21 protein-coding genes are annotated in these 22253 nt (G+C 70.7%); all 21 read left to right on the plus strand.

All coding sequences use genetic code 11. The features are described from left to right. The first annotated feature begins 3 nt into the window (after window positions 1–3). The 21 genes from ACMW4R_RS14295 to ACMW4R_RS14395 all read left to right on the plus strand — a co-directional run bounded on the left by ACMW4R_RS14295 (window position 4) and on the right by ACMW4R_RS14395 (window position 22065). Window positions 4–534 carry a putative immunity protein gene (locus ACMW4R_RS14295; protein WP_418300199.1) on the plus strand — a complete coding sequence of 177 codons (531 nt, stop codon included), beginning with the start codon at window positions 4–6 and terminating at the stop codon, window positions 532–534. Between the two features lie 126 nt (window positions 535–660). Next, the gene (locus tag ACMW4R_RS14300; protein WP_418300200.1) at window positions 661–2229 is read left to right on the plus strand and encodes a Rieske 2Fe-2S domain-containing protein; all 1569 of its coding nucleotides are present in this window, start codon (window positions 661–663) and stop codon (window positions 2227–2229) included. Window positions 2230–2499: 270 nt separating this feature from the next. Beyond that, complete coding sequence (gene pyrR, locus ACMW4R_RS14305; RefSeq protein WP_058597290.1) at window positions 2500–3030, plus strand: bifunctional pyr operon transcriptional regulator/uracil phosphoribosyltransferase PyrR; 531 nt, start codon at window positions 2500–2502, stop codon at window positions 3028–3030. Next, window positions 3027–3995, plus strand: coding sequence for an aspartate carbamoyltransferase catalytic subunit (locus ACMW4R_RS14310; protein WP_058597289.1), 969 nt, complete (start codon window positions 3027–3029; stop codon window positions 3993–3995). The genes pyrR and ACMW4R_RS14310 overlap by 4 nt, the downstream gene beginning before the upstream one ends. Next, window positions 3992–5314, plus strand: coding sequence for a dihydroorotase (locus ACMW4R_RS14315; protein ID WP_418300201.1), 1323 nt, complete (start codon window positions 3992–3994; stop codon window positions 5312–5314). Before ACMW4R_RS14310 ends, ACMW4R_RS14315 begins: the two co-directional genes overlap by 4 nt. Continuing rightward, window positions 5311–5814, plus strand: a complete 504-nt coding sequence (locus ACMW4R_RS14320; protein ID WP_418300202.1) for a hypothetical protein — start codon at window positions 5311–5313, stop codon at window positions 5812–5814. Before ACMW4R_RS14315 ends, ACMW4R_RS14320 begins: the two co-directional genes overlap by 4 nt. Then, window positions 5811–6980, plus strand: coding sequence for a glutamine-hydrolyzing carbamoyl-phosphate synthase small subunit (carA, locus tag ACMW4R_RS14325; protein WP_418300203.1), 1170 nt, complete (start codon window positions 5811–5813; stop codon window positions 6978–6980). The genes ACMW4R_RS14320 and carA overlap by 4 nt, the downstream gene beginning before the upstream one ends. After that, window positions 6973–10260: a carbamoyl-phosphate synthase large subunit gene (carB, locus tag ACMW4R_RS14330; protein ID WP_418300204.1), complete on the plus strand. Its 3288-nt coding sequence runs from the start codon at window positions 6973–6975 to the stop codon at window positions 10258–10260. The genes carA and carB overlap by 8 nt, the downstream gene beginning before the upstream one ends. Further along, the gene (gene pyrF / locus ACMW4R_RS14335) at window positions 10257–11117 is read left to right on the plus strand and encodes an orotidine-5'-phosphate decarboxylase (protein ID WP_058626364.1); all 861 of its coding nucleotides are present in this window, start codon (window positions 10257–10259) and stop codon (window positions 11115–11117) included. Before carB ends, pyrF begins: the two co-directional genes overlap by 4 nt. Continuing rightward, on the plus strand, window positions 11110–12033 hold the full coding sequence (gene gmk / locus ACMW4R_RS14340; protein ID WP_418300205.1) for a guanylate kinase: 924 nt from the start codon (window positions 11110–11112) through the stop codon (window positions 12031–12033). Before pyrF ends, gmk begins: the two co-directional genes overlap by 8 nt. Window positions 12034–12140: 107 nt before the next feature. Further along, the gene (gene rpoZ, locus ACMW4R_RS14345; RefSeq protein ID WP_013586629.1) at window positions 12141–12395 is read left to right on the plus strand and encodes a DNA-directed RNA polymerase subunit omega; all 255 of its coding nucleotides are present in this window, start codon (window positions 12141–12143) and stop codon (window positions 12393–12395) included. Between the two features lie 128 nt (window positions 12396–12523). Beyond that, window positions 12524–13717, plus strand: a complete 1194-nt coding sequence (gene metK / locus ACMW4R_RS14350; protein ID WP_058597282.1) for a methionine adenosyltransferase — start codon at window positions 12524–12526, stop codon at window positions 13715–13717. A gap of 67 nt (window positions 13718–13784) precedes the next feature. Continuing rightward, a complete protein-coding gene (locus ACMW4R_RS14355) occupies window positions 13785–15767 on the plus strand; it encodes a primosomal protein N' (protein ID WP_418300206.1) in 1983 nt (660 codons plus the stop codon). Window positions 15768–15814: 47 nt separating this feature from the next. Then, the gene (fmt, locus tag ACMW4R_RS14360; protein ID WP_058614728.1) at window positions 15815–16732 is read left to right on the plus strand and encodes a methionyl-tRNA formyltransferase; all 918 of its coding nucleotides are present in this window, start codon (window positions 15815–15817) and stop codon (window positions 16730–16732) included. Further along, window positions 16729–18102, plus strand: a complete 1374-nt coding sequence (locus ACMW4R_RS14365) for an RsmB/NOP family class I SAM-dependent RNA methyltransferase (protein WP_058597279.1) — start codon at window positions 16729–16731, stop codon at window positions 18100–18102. Before fmt ends, ACMW4R_RS14365 begins: the two co-directional genes overlap by 4 nt. Before the next feature lie 36 nt (window positions 18103–18138). Then, window positions 18139–18810 (plus strand): ribulose-phosphate 3-epimerase, encoded by a 672-nt coding sequence (rpe, locus tag ACMW4R_RS14370; protein WP_058626369.1) that lies wholly within the window; start codon window positions 18139–18141, stop codon window positions 18808–18810. 416 nt (window positions 18811–19226) lie between these two features. After that, window positions 19227–19490, plus strand: coding sequence for a phosphoribosyl-ATP diphosphatase (locus tag ACMW4R_RS14375; protein WP_043361677.1), 264 nt, complete (start codon window positions 19227–19229; stop codon window positions 19488–19490). A 46-nt stretch (window positions 19491–19536) separates the two neighbouring features. After that, window positions 19537–20379, plus strand: a complete 843-nt coding sequence (gene hisG, locus ACMW4R_RS14380; protein WP_058597768.1) for an ATP phosphoribosyltransferase — start codon at window positions 19537–19539, stop codon at window positions 20377–20379. Then, window positions 20379–21143 carry an imidazole glycerol phosphate synthase subunit HisF gene (hisF, locus tag ACMW4R_RS14385; RefSeq protein ID WP_058597767.1) on the plus strand — a complete coding sequence of 255 codons (765 nt, stop codon included), beginning with the start codon at window positions 20379–20381 and terminating at the stop codon, window positions 21141–21143. Before hisG ends, hisF begins: the two co-directional genes overlap by 1 nt. Beyond that, window positions 21140–21478 carry a phosphoribosyl-AMP cyclohydrolase gene (gene hisI, locus ACMW4R_RS14390; RefSeq protein ID WP_058597766.1) on the plus strand — a complete coding sequence of 113 codons (339 nt, stop codon included), beginning with the start codon at window positions 21140–21142 and terminating at the stop codon, window positions 21476–21478. Before hisF ends, hisI begins: the two co-directional genes overlap by 4 nt. Beyond that, the gene (locus tag ACMW4R_RS14395; RefSeq protein ID WP_418300207.1) at window positions 21478–22065 is read left to right on the plus strand and encodes a Trp biosynthesis-associated membrane protein; all 588 of its coding nucleotides are present in this window, start codon (window positions 21478–21480) and stop codon (window positions 22063–22065) included. The genes hisI and ACMW4R_RS14395 overlap by 1 nt, the downstream gene beginning before the upstream one ends. Window positions 22066–22253 lie beyond the last annotated feature (188 nt).

The raw sequence follows: 22253 nt of genomic DNA on the forward strand, positions 1-22253 counted from the left end.
CGGATGCTTTCCCCTCAATCGCTCAGCGAGAACAACCGCCGACTGGTGGCAGCCTGGGCGGCCGACTGCGCGGAGCGTGTGCTGCCCCTGTTCGAAGCGGAAGCTCCGCTCGACGACCGCGCTCGCGACGGTATCCGGCGAGCGCGCGCCTTCTCGCGGGGCGAGCTCGATGCGGCGGGGGAGATCCGCCGACGTTTCGTGGCCGGACGCGCATCCCAGTCCGCGACGACCCCGGCGGGCAAGGCCGCCGCGTGGGCGGCCGGGCAGGCGGCGGGCGTCGGGCACATGGGCGCTCACGCCCTCGGCGCCGCGGCATTCGCGGCGAAGGCCGCCGAACTCGCCGACCCCGACCGCGGTGGGGCTGCCGAACTCGCCTGGCAGGTCGCCCACCTGGACACCGCGACGGCAGAGGCGCTGTCGCTGCTTCCGCTGCTCGGAAAGGACTCTTCCGGCCCCCTGGGAACCGGGCTTCTCGCGTCAGGGGTCCTGGGGGAGAACATCCGCTTCCTGCAGGCGGCGCTCGCGCACCGCTGACCCGTGATCGACCCGCGGCGGCGAGTCCGCGGCATCCATTGGACGCTCGAACCGCCGCGACTCCCCACGGCCTTCCAGCCGCCCCCGCGTAGACTCGTCAGGTTCCGTCCACGACACAGGAGCGACATGAGAATCACCGGCCTCGGCCACGCGGGAATGTTCATCGAGACGGCGGGCGGCAGCATCCTCTGCGACCCCGTCATCGGTCCGAGCTTCTTCGGCTCGTGGTTCCCGTTCCCCGACAACCGCGCTCTCGACTGGGAGCGGTTCGGCAAGGCGGACTTCCTCTACATCTCGCACCGCCACCGCGACCACTTCGACCCGGCGATGCTCGAGCGCTACGTGCCGAAGGACGTCAAGGTGCTCCTCCCCGAGTACCCGACCGACGACCTCGAGCAGGATCTCATCGCCCTCGGCTACACGAACCTCGTGCGCACCGAGGCGGGCGTTCCCCTGCAGTTCGGTGACCTGAAGCTCATGGTGACGCCGCTGCGCGCTCCCTCCGACGGCCCCATCGGCGACTCGTCGCTCTCGCTCGACGACGGCACGGCATCGATCCTCAACCAGAACGACTCGCACCCCCTGGATCTGGAGAAGTTGTTCGACTTCGGCAAGCCCGACGCGTACTTCACCCAGGTCTCGGGCGCGATCTGGTGGCCCATGGTCTACGACCTGCCGCAGGACGCCAAGCAGAACTTCGCGCAGCTCAAGCGCGACGCGCAGAACAAGCGCGCGATGTACTACATCGAGAAGGTGGATGCCGAGCACGTCTTCCCCATGGCCGGCCCGCCGATGTTCCTGCGCGAGGAGCTGTTCCGCTACAACGGCACGGGCCTCGAGAACGACTCGATCTTCACCGATCAGCGCGAGTTCCTCGCGCACATGAAGGAACAGCGCCCCGACCAGAAGGGGTACCTGTTCCTGCCGGGCACCGAGGTCGAGGTGCGGGGCTCCGACGTCACCGTGACGCAGACCCTGTACACGGATGCCGAGATCGAGCGCGTGTTCGGTGACAAGTGGAACTACCTCGCCGAGCAGCGCGACAGCCGTCAGGCCGAGATCCAGGCGGAAGAGGCATCCCGTGCCGAGATCATCCCGCCGGCCGAGATGCTCGCGGCGCTGAAGGAATGGTGGGAGCCGCTGCTGCGCCGCGCCCGGACGATCCGCAACGGCGTGGGCGGGATGGTGCGCTTCCGCATCGGCGAACTCGACATGGTCGTGGACTTCCCCAAGGCGAAGCTGCGCGAGTACGCGGGGGAGGAGTGCATCTACTGGTACACGATCCCCGCCGACCTCGTGTCGACCAACATCCGCGACCACGAGATCGACTGGTCGAACTCGATCTTCCTGTCGATGCAGTTCGAGGTGGGCCGATCGGGCAAGTTCAACGAGTTCCTCACGACGTTCCTCAAGTGCCTCTCGCGCGACCGCATCGAGTACGTCGAGAACTGGTACGCCGAGCAGAGCGACCAGACCGAGGATGCCGAGATCGACGGCTGGACCGTCCAGCGCCGGTGCCCGCACCTGCGCGCCGACCTCACCAAGACCGGCAAGATCGAGGACGGCGTGCTGACGTGCTCGCTGCACGACTGGAAGTGGGACCTCGCGACGGGCCGGTGCCTGACGACCACCGGGCACCCGATCCGTTCGACGCCGAGTGGCGAGCGCCGCGCCGCGGAGGTCGCCGCGGGCTGAGTTCCCGGCATCCGGACCCCGCTCGTCGCACTTCGTCGATCGAGCGACGCCCCCGTGGGTCCGGCGACGCATAAACGCTCTCCGCGCGCAGAAACACGTGCACACGGCGTTTATGGTCGCGAACAGCGTTTATGCGTGGCATCCGGATGCCGAACCGAGCAACCGCCACACACCAGATCCATGCAACGCCCGGGCACCCACCCGCTAAGCTGGTCGACGAACCACAGCAACCTTTAACCCCGTCCCGTGAGGCGGAGAAGGGAGCAGCGGATGAATACGCGCACCGTCATGCACGATGCCGACATCGCCCGCGCTTTGACGCGCATCTCGCACGAGATCCTGGAGTCCAACAAGGGACCGGAAGGACTCGTCCTCCTCGGCATCCCGACCCGCGGCGTCACGCTCGCGAACCGGATCGGCCCGCTGGTCAGTGAATTCGGGGGAGCGCCCGTTCCGGTCGGCTCGCTCGACGTGACGATGTACCGCGACGATCTGCACCGCAACCCCACGCGGGCACCGCGCAAGACCGAGATCCCCGCGGGCGGCATCGACGGCAAGACCGTCGTGCTGGTCGACGACGTGCTGTTCTCGGGTCGCAGCATCCGCGCCGCCCTCGACGCCCTGCAGGACATCGGGCGCCCCGCCGCCGTGCGCCTCGCGACCCTCATCGACCGCGGCCACCGCGAGCTGCCGATCCGCCCCGACTTCGTGGGCAAGAACCTCCCCAGTTCCCGCGACGAGCGCGTGAACGTCCGCCTCGCCGAGACGGACGGCGTCGAAGAGGTGACGATCGAATCATGAGGCACCTCCTCGACACCCAGCACCTCTCGCGAGCCGAGGCCATCGAGATCCTCGACGTCGCAGAGGACATGGCCGACACCCAGCGCCGTGAGGTCAAGAAGCTCCCGACACTGCGCGGCAAGACGGTGGTCAACCTCTTCTTCGAGGACTCCACCCGCACGCGCATCTCGTTCGAGGCCGCTGCCAAGCGCCTCTCCGCCGACGTCATCAACTTCTCGGCGAAGGGCTCGAGCGTCAGCAAGGGCGAGTCGCTGCAGGACACCGCCCAGACCCTCCAGGCGATGGGGGCGGATGCCGTCGTCATCCGCCACGGAGCCTCCGGCGCCCCGCGCACCCTCGCCACCAGCGGCTGGATCACCGCGGGCGTCGTCAACGCGGGAGACGGCACGCACGAGCATCCGACGCAGGCGCTGCTCGACGCCTTCACGATCCGCAAGCGCCTGTTCGGCGACGACAGCCGCGGCCGCGGGCTCGACGGCATCCGGGTCACGATCGTCGGCGACGTGCTGCACTCGCGCGTCGCGCGGTCGAATGTGTGGCTGCTGCACACGCTCGGTGCGCACGTGACACTGGTCGCCCCGCCGACCCTCGTGCCGCAGGACGTCAGCGGCTGGCCCATCGAGGTCGACTACGACCTCGATCACGCGATCGCCGCGGGTCCCGACGCGCTCATGATGCTCCGCATCCAGCTCGAGCGCATGTCGGCCGCGTATTTCCCCACTGAACGGGAGTATTCGCGCCGCTACGGCCTCGATGCGCGACGCCTGGCAGCCCTGCCGCCCGATAGCATTGTCATGCATCCCGGTCCGATGAACCGGGGTCTGGAGATCTCCGCCGAAGCCGCCGATTCGCCTCGCTCGACGGTGCTCGAGCAGGTCACGAACGGCGTCTCCGTGCGGATGGCCGTGCTGTACCTGCTGCTCGCGGGCGAACGGCCCCACACCGAGAAAGAGGACCTTCGATGAGCCACGCCACCCCCCAGACCCTTCTGGTCCGCGGCGCTCGCGTCGAGGGTCAGGATGCCACCGACTTCCTCGTCCACGACGGGGTCATCGCCGAGACGGGCACCGGCCTGTCGCACGCGGGCGCCACGGTCGTCGACGCCGACGGGCTCATCGCCCTGCCCGGCCTGGTCGACCTGCACGTGCACCTGCGCGAGCCCGGGTTCGAGGCATCCGAGACCGTCCTCACCGGATCCCGCGCCGCGGCGGCCGGCGGTTTCACCACCGTCTTCGCGATGCCCAACACCTCGCCGACCGCCGACACCGCCGGTGTGGTCGAGCAGGAGTTCGCGCTCGGCGAGGCCGCGGGGTACGTCCACGTGCAGCCGATCGGCGCCGTCACCGTCGGACAGAAGGGCGAGCGTCTCGCCGAGCTCGGCGCGATGGCCGACTCGCGGGCCCGCGTCCGCGTGTTCAGCGACGACGGCTTCTGCGTGTTCGACCCGCTCATCATGCGGCGAGCGCTCGAGTACGTGAAGGCGTTCGACGGCGTCATCGCGCAGCACGCGCAGGACCCGCGCCTCACCGAAGGCGCGCAGATGAACGAGGGCGCCGTCTCGGCGGAGCTGGGCCTCACCGGTTGGCCGGCCGTCGCCGAGGAGTCCATCATCGCCCGCGACGTTCTGCTGGCCGAGCACGTGGGCTCTCGCCTGCACGTGTGCCACCTGAGCACCGCCGGTTCGGTCGACATCATCCGCTGGGCCAAGAAGCGCGGCGTGAACGTCACCGCCGAGGTGACCCCGCACCACCTGCTGCTGACCGACGAACTCGTGCGCGACTACGACGCGCGCTTCAAGGTCAACCCGCCGCTGCGCCGCGAGGAAGACGTGATGGCCGTGCGCGAGGGTCTCGCCGACGGCACGATCGACATCGTCGCCACTGACCACGCGCCGCACCCCGCCGAGGCGAAGGCGTGCGAGTGGTCGGCTGCGGCGAATGGCATGGTGGGCCTCGAGAGCGCTCTCCGGGTCGTGCAGCAGGCGATGGTCGACACCGGCCTGCTCGGCTGGGACGACGTCGCCCGGGTGATGTCGAAGGCCCCGGCGCGGATCGGCCGTCTGGACGGACACGGCACACCCCTCGCCGCCGGACAGCCGGCGTCGTTCACCCTGTACGACCCGCGCCCCTCACGCGCGTTCTCGGTGACCGACCTGCGCGGTCGCAGCAAGAACTCGCCGTACCTCGGGCGGGAACTGCCGGGAGAGGTGCGCTGGACCGTGCGTTCCGGCATCCCGACCGTCGCCGACGGTGCGCTGCTCGAGACGCCCGGGGTCCTCGCGTGACCCGCGAGGGCGCCCTCCTCGTGATGGCGGGCGTGGCCGTGGTCGCGCTCGGTGTCCTCGCGTGGGCGTGGTGGCGACGAACGCGGCGCGATGCGCGCTACTCCGCCCCGTTGGGGGAGCTGCCCGCGGACGCCGTCGAGACGGCGGTGTTCCCGGGGCTCTACGTCGCCACGACCCGTCACGACGAGCCGCTCGAGCGTCTCGCGGTAAAGGGTCTCGGCTTCCGCTCCCGCGTCGACGTCACCGTCACGACGGCCGGCGTCGCCCTCGACCTCCCGGGCCAGCCTCGCATCGCGCTCACCCGCGACCGCCTGATCGACGCGAACCAGGCGACCGTCGCCATCGACCGCGTGGTCGAGCGCGACGGCCTGACCCGCGTCGCCTGGCGCATCGACGACGACACCGTCGTCGACACCTACCTCCGACCTCAGGATGCCTCGGCGAAAGCCCTCGCCGACGCCATCCGTCCGCTCATCACCACGACAGGAAGCGACGCATGACCGCCCTGATCCCTTCCGCGCGCCTGACGCGCGACCCGGCCGTCCTCGTGCTCGAAGACGGCACCCGTTACACCGGCCGCGCGTACGGTGCGCGCGGCGAGACCCTCGGCGAGGTCGTCTTCGCCACGGGCATGACCGGCTACCAGGAGACGATCACCGACCCCTCGTACGCGGGTCAGATCGTGCTGCAGACAGCCCCGCACATCGGCAACACCGGAGTGAACGACGAAGACCCCGAGTCGCGGCGCATCTGGGTCGCCGGTTATGTCGTGCGCGACCCCTCGCGCATGGTGTCGAACTGGCGTGCGAACCGCTCGCTCGACGAGGCGCTCGTCGAAGACGGGATCGTGGGCATCTCCGGCATCGACACGCGCGCCGTGACCCGTCGCATCCGCTCCTCGGGCAGCATGCGCGGCGGGGTCTTCTCGGGCGAGGCGGCGAACCTCGACGCGGACGAGCAGCTGCGTCGCGTCCGCGAGGCACCCGGGATGGCCGGCCGCAACCTGTCCGCCGAGGTCTCGGTGTCCGAGGTCGAGGTGACCCCGGCCACGGCCGAGCGCATCGGCAACCTCGCCGTCCTCGACCTGGGTGTGAAGAAGTCCACGATCGACAACCTCGCCGCCCGTGGCTTCGACGTGCACGTCTTCCCGCAGTCGGCGACGATCGACGAGATCCGCGCGATCGAACCGGTCGCGGCGTTCTACTCCAACGGACCCGGCGATCCCGCGGCATCCGATCAGCACGTCGAACTGCTGCGCGAGGTGCTGAGCGACGGACTGCCGTTCTTCGGCATCTGCTTCGGCAACCAGCTGCTGGGCCGCGCCCTCGGCTTCGGCACGTACAAGCTGCCGTTCGGCCACCGCGGCATCAACCAGCCCGTGCTCGACAAGACCACCGGCCGCGTCGAGATCACTTCGCAGAACCACGGCTTCGCGGTCGACGCGCCCCTCGACCAGGTCGTCGACAGCCCCAACGGCTTCGGCCGCGTCGAGGTGAGCCACATCGGCCTCAACGACAACGTCGTCGAGGGACTGCGCGCCCTCGACATCCCCGCGTTCAGCGTGCAGTACCACCCCGAGGCAGCCTCGGGTCCGCACGACGCCAACTACCTGTTCGACCGCTTCCGCGAGATGGTTCTCGCCACCCAGGAGAAGAACAATGCCTAAGCGCGACGACATCAACTCCGTCCTCGTCATCGGCTCCGGCCCGATCGTCATCGGCCAGGCCTGCGAGTTCGACTACTCCGGCACCCAGGCGTGCCGCGTGCTCCGCGAAGAGGGGGTGCGCGTCATCCTCGTCAACTCCAACCCGGCGACGATCATGACCGACCCCGACTTCGCCGACGCGACCTACATCGAACCGATCACCCCCGAGGTGATCGAGTCGATCATCGCCAAGGAGAAGCCGGATGCCGTGCTCCCGACGCTCGGCGGACAGACGGCGCTGAACGCGGCGATCCAGCTGCACAAGCGCGGCATCCTCGAGAAGTACGACGTCGAGCTCATCGGCGCCGACTTCGACGCGATCAACCGCGGTGAGGACCGACAGATCTTCAAGGAGCTCGTCATCGAGGCGGGCGCCGACGTCGCGGCATCCGTCATCTGCCACTCCATGGACGAACTGCTCGCCGGCGCCGAGAAGCTCGGCTACCCGCTGGTCGTCCGTCCCTCCTTCACGATGGGTGGGCTCGGCTCGGGCTTCGCGTACGACGAGGCCGACCTCCGCCGCATCGGCGGCGCGGGCCTGCACGACTCGCCCACCAACGAGGTGCTGCTCGAGGAGTCGATCCTCGGGTGGAAGGAGTACGAGCTCGAGCTCATGCGCGACACCGCCGACAACACGGTCGTCGTCTGCTCGATCGAGAACGTCGACCCCGTCGGCGTGCACACGGGCGACTCGATCACCGTGGCTCCCGCGCTGACGCTGACCGACCGCGAGTACCAGCGCCTGCGCGACATCGGCATCGACATCATCCGCGCCGTCGGCGTCGACACCGGCGGCTGCAACATCCAGTTCGCCGTCGACCCGAAGACGGGCCGCATCATCGTCATCGAGATGAACCCCCGCGTGTCGCGGTCCTCGGCGCTCGCGTCGAAGGCCACGGGCTTCCCGATCGCGAAGATCGCAGCGAAGCTCGCGATCGGCTACCGCCTCGACGAGATACCGAACGACATCACCAAGGTGACCCCGGCGAGCTTCGAGCCCACGCTCGACTACGTCGTGGTCAAGGTTCCGCGGTTCAACTTCGAGAAGTTCCCCGCCGCCGACACCACCCTCACGACGACCATGAAGTCGGTCGGCGAGGCCATGGCCATCGGCCGCAACTACACCACGGCCCTGCAGAAGGCGCTGCGCTCGCTCGAGAAGCGCGGCTCGAGCTTCCACTGGGGCGAGGAGTCGCGGACGGCCTCCGAGCTGCTCGAGATCGCGAAGACCCCGACCGACGGGCGCATCGTCGTGCTGCAGCAGGCGCTGCGCAAGGGCGCGACGCCCGAGCAGGCGTTCGACGCGACGGCGATCGACCCGTGGTTCATCGACCAGATGGTGCTGATCAACGAAGTCGCGGAGTTCATCGGCGCAGCCGACGAGCTGGATGCCGACACCCTGCGCGTCGCGAAGGAGCACGGCTTCAGCGACGCCCAGATCGCCGAGATCCGCGGTCTCGACGAGTCCGCCGTGCGCGAGGCGCGGTACGCGCTCGACGTGCGCCCGGTGTACAAGACGGTCGACACGTGCGCGGGGGAGTTCCCGGCCCTCACGCCGTACCACTACTCCTCGTACGACGCCGAGACCGAGGTCACCCCCTCCGACCGCACCAAGGTCGTCATCATCGGCTCGGGCCCGAACCGCATCGGCCAGGGCGTCGAGTTCGACTACTCGTGCGTGCACGCGTCGTTCGCGCTGTCGGACGCCGGGTACGAGACCGTCATGGTCAACTGCAACCCCGAGACCGTGTCGACCGACTACGACACCTCCGACCGCCTGTACTTCGAGCCGCTGACGCTCGAGGACGTGCTCGAGGTGCTCCACGCCGAGTCGCAGTCCGGCACGATCCTCGGCGTCGTCTGCCAGCTCGGCGGTCAGACGCCGCTGGGCCTGGCGAAGGGCATCGAGGCCGCCGGTTACACGATCCTCGGCACGAGCCCCGAGGCGATCGACCTGGCCGAGGAGCGCGAGCTGTTCTCGCGCCTGCTCGACGACGCCGGCCTCGTCGCGCCCCGCAACGGCACCGCGATCGACGTCGAGGGTGCGGTCACCGTGGCCGAGGAGATCGGCTACCCGGTGCTCGTGCGCCCGAGCTTCGTGCTCGGCGGCCGCGGCATGGAGATCGTCTACTCGACCGAGGCGCTGCGCGACTACTTCGTGCGCGTCGCCGACCAGGCGATCATCGGCCCCGGCCTGCCGCTGCTCGTGGACCGCTTCCTCGACGATGCGATCGAGCTCGACGTCGACGCGCTGTACGACGGCACCGACCTCTACATCGGCGGTGTCATGGAGCACCTCGAGGAGGCCGGCATCCACTCCGGCGACTCGTCCTGCACCCTCCCGCCGGTGTCGCTCGGTCGCACCGAGGTCGACCGCGTCCGCGAGGCGACCCTCGCGATCGCGAAGGGCGTCGGCGTCCGGGGCCTGCTGAACGTGCAGTTCGCGATCTCGGCCGGCGTGCTCTACGTCATCGAGGCGAACCCCCGCGCGAGCCGCACGGTGCCGTTCGTCTCCAAGGCGCTCGGCATCCCGCTCGCCAAGGCCGCCAGCCGCATCATGGCCGGCAGCACCATCGCGGAACTCATCGCCGAGGGTCTCCTGCCCGAGCAGGACGGCTCGCGCGTGCCGCTCGACGCCCCCGTCGCCGTCAAGGAGGCCGTTCTGCCGTTCAAGCGGTTCCGCACCGCCGACGGGCACACCGTCGACAGCGTGCTCGGACCCGAGATGCGCTCCACCGGCGAGGTCATGGGCATCGACCGCGACTTCCCGACCGCCTTCGCGAAGTCGCAGGAGGCCGCGTACGGCGGCATGCCGACCTCGGGGACCGTGTTCATCTCGGTCGCCGACGCCGACAAGCGCGCCGTGATCCTGCCCGCCCACCGGCTGCAGGAGCTCGGCTTCTCGCTGCTCGCGACCGAGGGCACGGCCGAGATCCTCGCCCGCAACGGCATCCGTGTGCAGGTCGTCGAGAAGTACTCCGAGACGCAGGGGTCGGACCAGCAGAACGTCGTCGACCTCATCAACGCGGGGGAGATCGACATGATCGTCAACACCCCCAGCGGTGGCACGGCCCGCGCCGACGGATACGAGATCCGCGCCGCCGCCGTCGCCGCCGACAAGGCGCTGTTCACCACGATGGCGGTGCTCGGCGCCGCGGTGAGCGCTCTCGGGGCCATGAAGGACGGCTTCGCGGTGCGCAGCCTCCAGGAGTACGCCATCGACCGCGCGGGTCGCCTGTGAGCGAGTCGTTCGGTCAGCGGCTCAGCGCCGCTCTGTCGACCCACGGCGCCCTGTGCGTCGGCATCGACCCCCACGCCGCGCTCCTGTCGGCGTGGGGGCTGGATGCCACGGCATCCGGTGCCCGCGACTTCGGCCTGCGGGTGGTCGAGGCCGCCCGCGGCCGGGTCGGGGTCGTGAAGCCGCAGGTGGCGTTCTACGAGCGCTACGGCTCGCGCGGTTTCGCCGCGCTCGAAGACGTGATGGCCGCCGCCCGTGACGCGGGTCTGCTGGTCATCGCCGACGCGAAGCGCGGCGACATCGGCACGACCATGGAGGGCTACGCCCACGCGTGGCTCGAGCCCGGTTCACCCCTCGAAGCGGATGCCGTGACCCTGTCGCCCTACATGGGCGCCGACTCGCTGCGCGACACGCTGTCGCTGGCGATCCGTCACGGCAAGGGCGCCTTCGTCCTGACCGCGACCAGCAATCCCGAGGCGCGCGCCCTTCAGAGCGCGATCGTCGACGACGCCCTCGCCGTGGGCGACCACGAACACGTCGCCGCGCGCGTCGCGCATGACGTGAACGAAGCGAACATCGGCGCACCCGGTGCCCTCGGTTCGATCGGCGTCGTGGTCGGAGCGACGGTCGACCGGACCGCCTTCGGTCTGGGCGACGTGGCACTGGCGGGGATGCCGATCCTGGCCCCCGGCTTCGGCGCACAGGGCGCGCAACCGGCCGACCTCGGCCGGCTGTTCGGGTACGTCGCGTCGGCGGTCGTCGCGAACGAGAGCCGCAGCGTCCTCGCGGTGGGACCGGATCGACTCGCCGGCCGCATCGAGGAGCGCGCCGCGCTGTATCAGGGGGTGTCCCGTGGCTGAGTCCCGTCGACCGCCCGAGGTGGATCGCGCCGCGGCCTCTCGCCGCGCGGTCGCCGCCCGTCGAGAGCGGGCAGCACTCAAGCGCGACGTGTCGACGCGCGTCATCAGCCCGCAGGAGCTGCTTCGGCGCGGTCTCGAAGACCCGTCGTCGGCTGCGGGCGCGATGCGCGTGACCGAGTTCCTGACCGCGATCCCCGCGATCGGCGAGAACAAGCGCGACCGCATCCTCGACTCGCTCGGCATCTCACCGGTCAAGCGCCTCGGCGGGCTGGGGTCGCGCCAGCGTGATGCGCTCCGCGACTACCTCGACAGCCGGTGGCCCGAACCTGGCCCTCGCGCCGGCCGGAGTCGGTTGATCGTGCTGGCCGGTCCCACGGCCGTGGGCAAAGGAACCGTCGCGGCGTACATCAAGGACCACCACCCCGAGATCCACCTGTCCGTGTCGGCGACCACCCGGGCTCCCCGTCCCGGAGAGGTCGAGGGCGAGCACTACTACTTCGTCGACGACGCCGAGTTCGACCGTCTGGTCGACGAAGACGCGCTGCTCGAGTGGGCAACCGTCCACAACCGCCACCGTTACGGCACGCCGCGTGAGCCCATCGAGCATGTGCTGGCCGCGGGCGGAACGGCCCTGCTCGAGATCGATCTGCAGGGGGCGCGTCAGGTGCGCGCCGCCGAACCGTCGGCGACGCTCGTCTTCCTGCTCCCGCCGAGCTGGGACGAACTCGTCCAGCGCCTCGTCGGCCGAGGGACCGAGGATGCCGAAGAGCGAGCGCGGCGACTGCGCACGGCGCGCGTCGAGCTGGCGGCGCAGAACGAGTTCGACTACCGCGTCGTGAACGACGACGTCGCCCGCGCGGCCGCCGAGGTCGTGGCTCTCGCCGCGCGGCGACCCGGCGATCCCGCGATCCGCTGAGCCGACGGGTGCAGAGCACACCCGACGCGAGCGTCGGATAGAATGACAGGATGCTTCGGCGCGTCGCGCGCCGCATCCACCCATCCCGCCGAACCAGGAGGTTCCCCATGGCCGGACGTAACCAGGGCATCATCGACCCGCCCATCGACGCGCTGCTCGACAAGGTCGACTCGAAGTACCAGCTCGTGATCTACGCGTCCAAGCGGGCGCGCCAGATCAACGACTACTACTCCGACCTGCACGAGGGAAACCTCTTCGACAACGTCGGCCCGCTCGTCGACTCCACGGTCGAAGACAAGCCGCTCACGATCGCGCTGCACGAGATCCACGAAGACAAGCTGCGCCTGCGCGCGGCGGAGTAATCCACAGTCACAGCTCACACGTGATCTGTTCACAGATGTGACGATGCCCCGGGCGGCTCACCGCCGCCCGGGGCATACTTGTGCCCGTTCCCCTCGCTCGCCCCACTCGCTCACCCCACGGAGTCGTCTTGACCGACCTGCGCCTGTTCACGTCCGAGTCCGTCACCGAAGGACACCCCGACAAGATCTGCGACCAGATCTCGGACAGCATCCTCGATGCGATCCTCACCGACGACCCGACCGGCCGCGTCGCGGTAGAGACCCTCGTCACGACGGGGCTCGTCCACGTCGCCGGCGAGGTGTCGACCAGCGCCTACGTCGAGATCCCGGCGATCGTGCGCGACGTGGTCAACCGCATCGGGTACACCTCCAGCGAGACCGGGTTCGACGGCGACTCGTGCGGCGTGTCCATCTCGATCGGGGCGCAGTCCTCCGACATCGCCGCCGGCGTCAACAAGGCCTTCGAGCAGCGCGAGCGCGGTTCCGTCGACCCTCGCGATCTCCAGGGGGCGGGCGACCAGGGCATCATGTTCGGCTTCGCGACCAACGAGACACCGCAGCTCATGCCGATGGCGGCGTGGACCGCACACCGCATCGCCGAGCGCCTGGCATCCGTCCGCAAGAACGGAACGCTGCCCTTCCTGCGCCCCGACGGCAAGACGCAGGTGACGCTGGGATACGACGGCCACACCCCGCGCACCGTCGACTCCGTCGTGCTGTCGACCCAGCATCACCCCGACATCTCGCAGGAAGACCTGCGGGCGCAGGTCCAGGCCGAGGTCATCGACCCGGTGCTCGCCGAGACGGGGCTCGAGCTGCCCGACGTGAAGTACTACATCAACCCGGCGGGTCCCTTCGTGATCGGCGGACCCAAGGGCGATGCCGGGCTCACCGGCCGCAAGATCATCATCGACACCTACGGCGGAGCCTCGCGTCACGGTGGCGGCGCGTTCAGCGGCAAAGACCCGTCCAAGGTCGACCGTTCGGCCGCCTACGCCATGCGGTGGGTCGCGAAGAACGCCGTCGCGGCAGGTCTCGCCGACCGCCTCGAGGTGCAGATCGCCTACGCGATCGGCAAGGCGAACCCCGTGGGTCTGTATGTGGAGTCGTTCGGCACCGCTCACGTGGCCGATGAGGTGATCGTCCGCGCGATCCGCGACGTGTTCGACCTGCGTCCGAAGGCCATCGTCGAGCAGCTCGACCTGCTGCGACCGATCTACGCGCAGACGGCGACGTACGGCCACTTCGGCCGCGAGCTGCCCGACTTCACCTGGGAGCGCACCGACCGCGTCGACGAGCTGCGCGCCGCCGCCGGGCTCTGACCGTGCCGGCGGGCGTCACGAACGCGCCACGGGGGAGCGGCGTCGACTGCACCCGGCGGGTGCACTCGTGAGCGAGCGTCGCGTCGCACGCGTGCAGCTCGAGTCTCCCGTGCCGCAGCTCGACCGCCTGTTCGACTACGCGGTGCCCCACCCGCTCGTGGCGGATATCGCCCCGGGCGTGCGGGTGAAAGTGCCGTTGCGCTCGGTCGGACGGATGATGGACGCATTCGTCGTCGACGTCGTGGCCGACGACGGCACCGAGCGGCCGCTGTCTTCCGTCGAGGCCGTCGTCTCGCCGATGCCCGTGCTCCCGGAGCGCCTCTACACGCTCGCCCGGCGCGTGGCCGACCGCGCCGCCGGGTCGGTGAGCGATGTGCTGCGACTCGCCGTCCCCAAACGGATGGTCCGTGCCGAGAAGGCCTGGGCCGCCTCTCCACCCCCCGAGACTCCCGACGTCGTCCCGGCCGCACGGGAGCGGTCGGCCGTCCTGCTGCGGCCCTACCCGGGGCTCGCCGACGCTCTCGACAGCGGCGAGCGCCTCGCGCTCGACGCGCCGCCGTACCCGCACCCCGAGCTGCCGCGGGGCGTTTGGGCAGACCTCCTCGCCGCCGCGGCGGTCCACACTCTCGCGCGGGGCAGGAGCGCCGTCCTCGTCGTGCCCGACTACCGCGACCAGGCGCAGCTGCTCGCGGCGCTGAGCGAGCTGGTGACTCCGGATGCCATCGTCCGAGACGACGCGGATCAGTCCGGCCCCGCCCGCTACGCGCAGTATCTGCGCACCCTGGCACCCGTGCCGTGCATCGTGGTGGGCCGTCGTTCCGGCGTCTACGCTCCCGCGCACGACACCGGCCTCGTGGCCATCTGGGACGACGGCGACTCGCTCCTGTCGGAGCCGCTCGCCCCCGGCGTCCATGCCCGCGACGCCGCTCTCGTGCGCCAAGAGCTCGAGGGGTCGGCCCTCGTCTTCGCCGGGCACACGCGCACGACCGACGTCCAACGTCTCGTCGACGTCGGGTACGTGCGCGAGATCGCCCCCTCTCGGCGTGCGAGCCCTCGCGTCGTGCTGAGCGCCACGCGCGAAGGAGAGCAGCGTCAGGCGCGCGTGCCGTCGTCGGCGTTCGCGGCCGCGCGCGAGGCGTTGCAGAGCGGTCCGGTGCTCGTGCAGGTCGCACGGCCCGGGTACGCTCCGTCCCTGGTGTGCGCGGACTGCCGTCGTCCCGCCCGCTGTCAGCACTGTGCGGGACCCCTGCGAGCCGCTCGGCCCGGTGCCGTCCCCGTGTGCGCGTGGTGTGGCCGCAGCGCGCACGCCTGGACGTGCGGACATTGCCACTCGACGAAGCTCCGCATGGCGTCGTCGGGCAGCGAGCGCACCGCCGACGAACTGGGGCGCGCGTTCCCGAACACCCGCGTGATCATCGCCGACGGCGCCCACCCGGTCGCCGAGGTCGACGGCCATCCCGCCCTGGTCATCGCCACCCGCGGAGCCGAGCCGATCGCTCGCGGAGGCTATCGCGCCGTCATCCTGCTCGACGGCGACCGCATGCTCCAGAACGAAGCCCTCCGCATCGGCGAGAGCTGCCTCCGCTGGTGGTCGAACGCCGCAGCCCTGGCCGCACCGGGAGCACCGGTGCACCTGGTCGGAGTGGCCGGCCCGGTCGCCCGCGCGTTGGCGACGTGGACGCAGCCCGCTTACGCCCGTGCCGAGCTTGCGGACCGGGTACCGCTCAGGATGCCTCCCGCCGTCCGTGTCGCGAGCGTCGACGGACACGCCCGGAACGTCGACACTCTCTTGTCGTCGCTGCGCGAAACGGTGCCCGATCTCGACCCGCTCGCGATCCTGGGTCCGGTGGACACATCGGAATCGCCCGACGTGTCGACCTCTCGCGCGCTGGTGCGCTTCGACTACGCGCACGGCAAGGCCGTGGCCGAGGCGTTACGCGCCGGCGTCATCGCCGATGCCCTCCGCGCTCGCAGCTCGCGCAAAGATCGCGGACCGAAACAGCGCAGTACGCTCAGAGTTCGCCTCGACATCCCCGAGCCCGACCTCTGAGCGGCGTGCCACCCCGTCCGTCCGCTCCCGAGAGTCTGAGGAGACCCATGCGCCTCGTCTTCGCCGGCACCCCCGCCGTCGCCGTTCCCTCACTGCGAGCCCTGGCATCCGGCCCGCACGAGATCGCGGCCGTCGTCACCCGCGGCGACGCTCCCCTCGGACGCAAGCGCGTGTTGACACCGTCGCCCGTCGCACAGGCGGCCGTCGACCTCGGCCTCCCCGTCATCAAGGCCGACCGCCTCGACGCCGAGGCGACCGAGCGCATCGCCGCGCTCGAGCCGGAGCTGGGTGTGATCGTCGCGTACGGCGGGCTCGTGCGCGAGCCGCTGCTGTCGACCCCGGCGCGCGGGTGGATCAACCTGCACTTCTCGCTCCTGCCGCGGTGGCGAGGAGCCGCGCCGGTGCAGCGCGCGCTCATCGCGGGCGACACGGTGACCGGAGCCAGCGTGTTCCAGCTCGTCGCCGCTCTCGACGCCGGCGACGTCTTCGCCGAGGAGCGCTACGAGATCCCCGTCGACGCGACGGCGGCCGAGGTGCTCGACGACCTGGCCGGAATCGGCGCTCCGCTGCTCGCCCGCGTGGTCGGCGCCATCGCCGACGGCACGGCCGTCAGCACCCCGCAACAGGGCGAGCCGACCCTCGCCCCCAAGCTCACGCTCGACGACGGTGCGCTCGATTTCACACAGGATGCCGATGTCCTCCTGCATCGGATCGCCGGGGTCACGCCTGAGCCGGGCGCGCACACCACCCTCGACGGCGCGCGTTTCAAAGTGCTGCGCGCCGTGAGCACCGATGACCCGCCCCTTCCGCCCGGCCGGGTCACGGCATCCGGCAAGGACGTGATCGTCGGAACCGGATCCCGCCCGCTCCGCCTCGTCACCGTCCAGCCGGCGGGTAAAGGGGCGATGGCGGCGGGCGACTGGTTCCGCGGTCTGCGCACGAGCGAGCCGGTGCTGGGCGCATGAGCGTGCAGGGAGCGCGCGCCGTCGCGTACGAGGTTCTCCGAGCGGTCTCGGGGGACGAGGCGTACGCGAACCTGTTGCTGCCGCACGCCATTGTGCGGGCGAACCTGGATGCCAAAGACGCGGGCCTCGCGACCGAACTGACCTACGGCACCCTCCGGCGGCGGGGGACCTACGACGCGATCATCGCCCTCGCCGCCGACCGCAGCGTCGAACGCATCGATCCCGCCGTGCTCGACGCCCTGCGACTCGGCGTGCACCAGCTGCTGTCGACGCGCGTCGCCTCGCACGCCGCCGTGAACGAGTCGGTGGAGCTGGCGCGTCGCCACGGGGGAGGAAAGGGCGCCGCAGGATTCGCCAATGCCGTGCTGCGGCGCGTCTCGCGCGATACCCCGGGCGAGTGGATGGACCGCATCGCCGCGGCTGCGCGCAGCGACGACGAGCGCATCGGTGTCACCACCTCGCACCCGGTCTGGATCGTCCGGGCCCTGCGTCGCGCGCTCACGGCCGAGGGCCGCGCCGACGAGCTCGCCGAGCTGCTCGATGCCGACAACGTCGCTCCGCGGGTGGCGATGGTCGCGCTCCCCGGTCTCGCCGAGGCCCCCGACGACGCCACGGCCGCGCGTTTCGCCCCGACCGCGTTCACGACGCACGGCGGGGGAGACCCCGAGGGTCTCATCCGCGCGAGCGAGGGACGGATCCGGGTGCAGGACGAGGGCTCCCAGCTTGCGGCGCTCGCGCTGAGCAGAGCGATGCCGGTGCGCGAAGGTGAGCGCTGGCTCGACCTCTGCGCCGGCCCCGGTGGGAAGACCGCCCTGCTCGCGGCGGAAGCGCTCGCGCACGGGGCGCAGCTCGATGCGAACGAGATCGCGCCCGCGCGGGCCGGATTGGTCCGGCAGGCCGTGGCATCCGTCCCTCTCGACGTGACGGTCAGCGAAGAAGACGGACGGGAGCGCGCCGCGCGAAGTCCCGAGCAGTACGACCGCATCCTCGTCGACGCGCCGTGCACGGGCATCGGTGCGCTCCGACGTCGGCCGGAGGCGCGGTGGCGCAAGGTCCCATCCGACGTCCCCGACCTGACCGCGCTGCAGCAGGAACTCGTCCTGGCCGCGTTCGAGGCGCTCAAACCCGGCGGTGTCGTGGCGTACGTGACGTGTTCGCCCCATCTCGCCGAAACCTCCGGGGTTCTCGCCGAGGTCAAGCGCACCCTCGGAGACGCGGCCGAAGAACTCGATGCCCGGGCCGTCGTGCGTTCGGTGGCGCTGCGCGAGATCGACCTGCCCGACCAGGCGGACGGCTCGCTCCGCGCGCAGCTGTGGCCCCACCGGCACGGAACGGACGCGATGTCGATCGCGCTCCTTCGCAAGCGTTGACGTCCTCTCCGGGCGGCGCGCACACATAATGGTCGGGTGCCTACCGACGCCCCGCGCATCAATCCGAGCATCCTGGCCGCCGACTTCGTGAACATGGAGGCCGAGCTCGCGCGCATCGCGGGCGCCGACTTCGTGCACGTCGACGTGATGGACAACCACTTCGTGCCGAACCTCACGTTCGGGCCGCAGATGGTGGGGCGCATCCAGGAGACGAGCCCGGTCCCGCTCGACGTGCACCTCATGATCGACGACCCCGATCGGTGGGCACCCGCCTACGCCGAGCTGGGGGCGGCCTCGGTGACGTTCCACCTCGAGGCAGCGGCATCCCCGATCACCCTCGCCCGGCAGCTGCGGTCGATCGGCGCGCGAGCCGGTGTCGCCGTGAAGCCCGGCACACCCGTCGAGAACCTGTTCGACTCGCTGAACGAGTTCGATCAGATCCTCGTCATGACCGTCGAGCCCGGGTTCGGTGGCCAGTCGTTCATGCCCGAGACCATGCCGAAGCTGCGTGCCCTCGCCGACGAGGCGAAGCGCCGCGGATCGAACGTGTGGCTCCAGGTCGACGGCGGCATCGGCGAGTCGACGATCGCCCAGGCCGCCGAGGCGGGCGCCGACACGTTCGTCGCGGGATCCGCCGTCTTCGGCGCCGACGATCCCGACCGGGCGATCCAGTCGCTCCGCGCCGCTGCGGCGCGCCATCGCCACTGACTCGCGCCGCTCGTTCCGCCGGTGCGAGGCGCGGCCCGCACAGCGCGCGCTTCCTCACGTCGCGCCCGGGCTCGCCGCGCGCTGTCCGCGAGCGCCGGCGTGCTGCCGCCGCCACCCACGCATAAACGCGGTCCACGCACACAAACACGCTCTCCTCGCGTTTCCACGCGCGAATAGCGTTTATGCCACCGCTCCGCCACCACCCGCCCGCCCGGCGCCCGCCCGGAGCCGGCCCGCCGCCCCGCGCCCGTCCCAAGCCCGTCCGCCACCCGGCGCACGTCGCGCGCCCAGGCCCCGCCGTTCCCACCGCCCGCCGACCTCCCGCGCCGCACGAGACACACCCCGCCGACGGATGCCACGACCCGGCGAACCGCCCGCGGACGGCCCCACCCCCGCCGACCCGATACCCTGGAAGCGTGAAGACCTTCGACGACCTGTTCGCGGAACTCAGCGCCAAGGCCGTCGAGCGACCCGAGGGGTCGGGAACGGTCGCGCAGCTCGACGCCGGCGTGCACGCCATCGGCAAGAAGATCGTCGAAGAGGCCGCCGAGGTGTGGATGGCCGCCGAGTACGAGTCCGACGCCGCCGCGGCCGAGGAGATCTCGCAGCTGCTCTACCACCTGCAGACGCTCATGCTTGCGAAGGGCCTGACGCTCGAAGACGTCTACCGACATCTCTGAGCCGCTCCCGCCTCCCACACGCTCACGAACCACGAAAGCCCCCGTCATGCTGCGAATCGCCGTGCCGAACAAGGGGTCGCTGGCCGAGACCGCCGCCGAGATGCTCTCGGAGGCCGGATACACCGGACGACGCGACTCGAAAGACCTTTACACCGTCGACCCCGTGAACGAGGTCGAGTTCTTCTACCTCCGTCCCCGTGACATCGCGACCTACGTGGGCTCCGGAGCCCTCGACGTCGGCATCACGGGTCGCGACCTGCTGCTCGATGCCCGTATGCCCGGCGCCCGAGAGGTCGAGTCGCTCGGCTTCGCCGGCTCCACCTTCCGCTTCGCGGGCCGCCCCGGGCGCTTCACCGACGTCCAGGACCTCGAGGGCCTTCGCGTCGCGACCGCGTATCCGGGTCTCGTCGACGCCTTCCTCGACGAGCGCGGCATCGCGGTCGACATCGTGCCCCTCGACGGCGCGGTCGAGTCCGCCGTCCAGCTCGGAGTGGCGGATGCCGTAGCCGATGTCGTCTCGACCGGAACGACGCTGCGCCAGGCGGGGCTCGAGATCTTCGGGCCGGTGCTCCTCGAGAGCGACGCCGTGCTCATCTCCGGACCGAACGAGGCCGAGGGCACCGAAACGCTCCTGCGCCGTCTGCGCGGCGTGCTCGCCGCGCGCAAGTACGTGCTCGTCGATTACGACCTGCCCGCGAACCTCGTCGACCAGGCCATCGCCGTTGCCCCCGGTCTCGAGTCGCCCACGATCTCGCCGCTGCGTGACCCCGAGTGGGTCGCCGTCCGCGTGATGAGCCCGCGCCGCGACGTCAACCGTGTCATGGACGAGCTGTACGCGATCGGCGCGCGCGCGATCCTCGTCACCGAGATCCTCGCCGCGAGGCTCTGATGACCCTCGCGCGCCGCGTCATCCCGTGCCTCGACGTCGCGGGAGGCCGCGTCGTGAAGGGCGTGAACTTCCTCGACCTGCGCGACATGGGCGACCCGGTCGAACTGGCGAAGCTGTACTTCGATCAGGGCGCCGACGAGGTCACCTTCCTCGACGTCACCGCCACGGTCGACGAGCGCGCCACGACGTACGACGTCGTCCGCCGCACCGCCGAACAGGTCTTCATCCCCCTGACCGTCGGTGGGGGAGTGCGTTCGGCCGACGACGTGGCCCGGCTCCTCGCCGTCGGAGCCGACAAGATCGGCGTCAACTCCGCCGCGATCGCCCGCCCCGCGCTGATCGACGAGATCGCCGACCGCTTCGGCGCGCAGGTCATCGTGCTGTCGCTCGACGTCAAGCGCGCGGCATCCACGCCCTCGGGATTCGTCGTCACCACCCACGGCGGCCGCACCGAGACGACCCTCGACGCCCTCGACTGGGCCCGCGAGGCCGTCGAGCGCGGTGCCGGCGAACTGCTCGTGAACTCGATCGACGCCGACGGCACGAAGCAAGGCTTCGACCTCGAGCTCGTGCGTCTCATGCGTCAGGTCGCAGCGGTCCCGGTCATCGCATCGGGCGGCGCGGGTGCCCTGGAGCACTTCGCCCCCGCGGTGCAAGCCGGTGCCGACGCCGTGCTCGCGGCATCCGTTTTCCACTCCGGCCAGCTCACCGTCGGACAGGTGAAAGAGGCCATGGCCGCCGAAGGAATCGAGGTGCGCCGATGAGCGTCGACCGCGTCACGTACAACGCCGACGGCCTCGTCCCCGCGGTCATCCAGCAGTTCGACTCCCGCGAGGTGCTGATGATGGGGTGGATGGATGCCGAGGCCCTGAACCGCACGCTCACCACCGGCCGCGTGACCTTCTGGTCGCGCTCGCGTCAGGAGTACTGGCGCAAGGGCGACACGTCCGGTCACATCCAGATCGTCAAGGGTGCGCGTCTCGACTGCGACGGCGACACGCTCCTCATCGAGGTCGACCAGGTCGGCGCGGCGTGTCACACCGGCGACCACACCTGCTTCGACGCCGACGACCTGCACCCGGTCGTGGGGGAGCGCTGATGCGGCGTCCCCGTTCGCTGGCCGTCGTCGCGATGCTCCTCGCGGGCGCGATCGGCGTCATCGGATCGACCCAGACCTGGATCGACGTCACCCTCGACGACGGTGCTCAGCAGACCCTCGCCGTGCCGGGCTCGGACGCCCTCCCCGTCCTGACGCCCTTGAGCCTGGCGGCGCTGGCGCTCGGTGCCGCGCTGTCGATCGCGGGCCCCGTCGTGCGCTACGTCTTCGGCGCGATCGGCCTCGCGATCGCCGCGCTGACCGGCTTCGGTGCCGCGCAGATCGTCTTCGCGACGCCCGTGTCCGCCACCGCGGCGACGGTCACCGACGCCACGGGGATCTCGGGAGTGGATGCCGTCGGCGACCTCGTCGCGGTACTGTCGCTGACCCCCTGGCCCGCCGTCACACTGGTTGCACAGATCGTGCTCGCCGCGGCCGCCGTCTTCACCCTCGTCACCGCGCGTCGATGGGGGTCGAACGCGGGCCGGAAGTACCGCACGACCGGCGATTCCACGGCGGAAGCCTCGCGCCCGCACGACGCGATCGACTCGTGGGACGACCTGTCGCGCGGCGCCGACCCGACGGCCTGACACTCGGCTCGCCCGGCCTCGGCCGCACACGTCGCGGGGCCGTCCGGCCGCGTGCCGTCACGCGGAGTTCGCGGCCGACACGCGGGTCCGCGGCATCCGCACACGGCGTGTCATCGACGAACTCCGCCTGACGGCACGGCATCCGGTCGCGCGGTCGTCGCGACATCGAGACGACCGCGCCAGCCCCA

It is taken from the genome of Microbacterium sp. S1037, assembly GCF_048381605.1.
Taxonomy (GTDB): Bacteria; Actinomycetota; Actinomycetes; order Actinomycetales; family Microbacteriaceae; genus Microbacterium; species Microbacterium testaceum_B.

Excerpts from the sequence above, each read along its gene's own strand:
- ACMW4R_RS14295 (WP_418300199.1), top strand. The coding sequence starts at position 4 with ATGCTTTCCCCTCAATCGCTCAGCGAGAACAACCGCCGACTGGTGGCA.
- ACMW4R_RS14300 (WP_418300200.1), top strand. The coding sequence starts at position 661 with ATGAGAATCACCGGCCTCGGCCACGCGGGAATGTTCATCGAGACGGCG.
- pyrR (WP_058597290.1), top strand. The coding sequence starts at position 2,500 with ATGAATACGCGCACCGTCATGCACGATGCCGACATCGCCCGCGCTTTG.
- ACMW4R_RS14310 (WP_058597289.1), top strand. The coding sequence starts at position 3,027 with ATGAGGCACCTCCTCGACACCCAGCACCTCTCGCGAGCCGAGGCCATC.
- ACMW4R_RS14315 (WP_418300201.1), top strand. The coding sequence starts at position 3,992 with ATGAGCCACGCCACCCCCCAGACCCTTCTGGTCCGCGGCGCTCGCGTC.
- carA (WP_418300203.1), top strand. The coding sequence starts at position 5,811 with ATGACCGCCCTGATCCCTTCCGCGCGCCTGACGCGCGACCCGGCCGTC.
- carB (WP_418300204.1), top strand. The coding sequence starts at position 6,973 with ATGCCTAAGCGCGACGACATCAACTCCGTCCTCGTCATCGGCTCCGGC.
- rpoZ (WP_013586629.1), top strand. The coding sequence starts at position 12,141 with ATGGCCGGACGTAACCAGGGCATCATCGACCCGCCCATCGACGCGCTG.
- fmt (WP_058614728.1), top strand. The coding sequence starts at position 15,815 with ATGCGCCTCGTCTTCGCCGGCACCCCCGCCGTCGCCGTTCCCTCACTG.
- ACMW4R_RS14365 (WP_058597279.1), top strand. The coding sequence starts at position 16,729 with ATGAGCGTGCAGGGAGCGCGCGCCGTCGCGTACGAGGTTCTCCGAGCG.
- hisG (WP_058597768.1), top strand. The coding sequence starts at position 19,537 with ATGCTGCGAATCGCCGTGCCGAACAAGGGGTCGCTGGCCGAGACCGCC.
- hisF (WP_058597767.1), top strand. The coding sequence starts at position 20,379 with ATGACCCTCGCGCGCCGCGTCATCCCGTGCCTCGACGTCGCGGGAGGC.
- hisI (WP_058597766.1), top strand. The coding sequence starts at position 21,140 with ATGAGCGTCGACCGCGTCACGTACAACGCCGACGGCCTCGTCCCCGCG.
- ACMW4R_RS14395 (WP_418300207.1), top strand. The coding sequence starts at position 21,478 with ATGCGGCGTCCCCGTTCGCTGGCCGTCGTCGCGATGCTCCTCGCGGGC.